Source organism: Bartonella sp. TT119HLJHH (assembly GCF_042193385.1).
Classification (GTDB): Bacteria; Pseudomonadota; Alphaproteobacteria; order Rhizobiales; family Rhizobiaceae; genus Bartonella.
On sequence record NZ_JBHILS010000036.1, the window covers coordinates 1 to 1,659 of the forward strand.

The following is a 1,659-nucleotide window of genomic DNA, read 5'->3' on the forward strand; positions in this document are numbered from 1 at the left end:
GGGGTAAAAAGACCAGCATTGACCCCAAAACTGGTGAAAAGAGCGTGGTGCAATTGGGCAGCCCACGGCGTTTAGAAACGGTCTATTGGGCCAATACCATGAGTGCGCATGCAGCAGGCGAGTGGGAGCGCACACAAAATAATAAAGAATTTTTGCCCTATCTCACCTATGCTTTGTCGAGTTCAGAACATAAGCGTTTAGAACATGAAAGTTGGGTGGGGTTTACGGCACCTGTTGATGATCCGGTTTGGGATTGGCTTTATCCACCCAATGGTTGGCGGTGTAAATGCAGTGTGCGACAGGTAAGCCGTTATGAAGCAGAAGATTTAGGCTATGAAGAGGGGGCAGAGCCACTTCATGTTGAAAAGCAGGTTTGGCACAATAAGCGGACGGGGAAAGTTGAGAAGATACCAAAGGGCATTGATCCTGGTTGGCATTTGAACCCTGGGAAACATCGGGCGCAAAATTTAAGCCGTTTTTTGAGTGATAAAATTTCTGTGATGGGGGACAATGACAAACGCATTGCCATTGAAGATATTGTGGGTTCGCCGCTTTTGGAAGCGATGTTTGAAGGACATATGCCTCGCGGGTTTATACCCATTGCACCTATACCACAAAAGGTGCGTGATGTTTTTGCAGCGGAAAATTCTCTTATTCGCTTATCCGCAGACAGTGTGAAACATATTTTGTTAGAGCATCAAGCGCGTGATCTTCGCTTGGATGATTTTCGAGGCGCCATTCAAACCTTCATAAAGCCCTATGGTGTTATTAGACGAAAAGATGCACAGAGTGTTGTGTTTTTGGGTGAAAATGGTGGGGCATGGTGGCGCTTTGCAGTCAAATGGGTGGCAAGCAAACAAGAGTGGTGGCTTATCTCGATGCATAAAAAGAGCTTTCGCGAAATTCAACGTTTGTTAAACGCCGCTGAAAAGAAGGATGAACGGTTGTTGTAAAGAGAACACCGTAAAGCTCTGTTGGTGTTTGTGAGAAGGAACCGGTGTCGAGAAAAATGAGAAGGCGTGGAGGGCGGTCAACTCCTCGCAGATCCGGTAAAACCGTCCTGGCATAACTGGCTCACGCCTCGCGGGTAATCTAACAGTTTCAACGTTCAAAAGCAATCTTTAAAAAAACGGCTTGAGAGGGGCTTTTTTTGTATAAGACGATAAATTGTACCTCTTACTTCACGACGGCGCTCTATCGCCTTTGAAGTGCCTTTGAAAACGATTTTATGGGATGGTTTGGCACGGGGGTTTCTCTCACAAGGAGAAGAATAGGGAAAAGAGTGCTTTTTTGAGAAATGCTCTTTTGACTGACAGTGTCAGACTTATGAGATGTGTCAGTTTCATGCATTGTATTGCCAATGACAATTGTAAAGCAATAGGCAATGTTTATGAAGCAAGAATTTCACGAAGATCAAAAAGATGGGGATGCAGAAACATTTCATGCCGCGTTAATAGATCTTTGCCAAGACGCCACCGTTAGCCAAGCGCCTGAGTGGGTAGAGCTTTTGCCCAAAGCGCCCCATGTGAAGGCACGTGATGGACGAGAGTGGCATTATAACCCGCAAACTATTTTAAAAGCCTTTGCAGCCAATAAAGGACCGCTTGTAATTGATTATGAGCATGGGCAACATCACCGTGCGAGAAATGGTTTAGAAGC

Annotated in this window: 2 protein-coding genes; both read left to right on the forward strand. The window is 45.6% G+C overall.

Annotated features, from left to right (window positions below; all coding sequences use genetic code 11):
• On the forward strand, positions 1-953 hold a 953-nt coding region (locus ACFIJL_RS08445; RefSeq protein ID WP_375624203.1), incomplete at its 5' end, for a phage minor head protein.
• 437 nt (positions 954-1,390) lie between these two features.
• A partial coding sequence (locus tag ACFIJL_RS08450) for a phage protease (protein WP_375624205.1) occupies positions 1,391-1,659 on the forward strand: 269 nt, incomplete at its 3' end.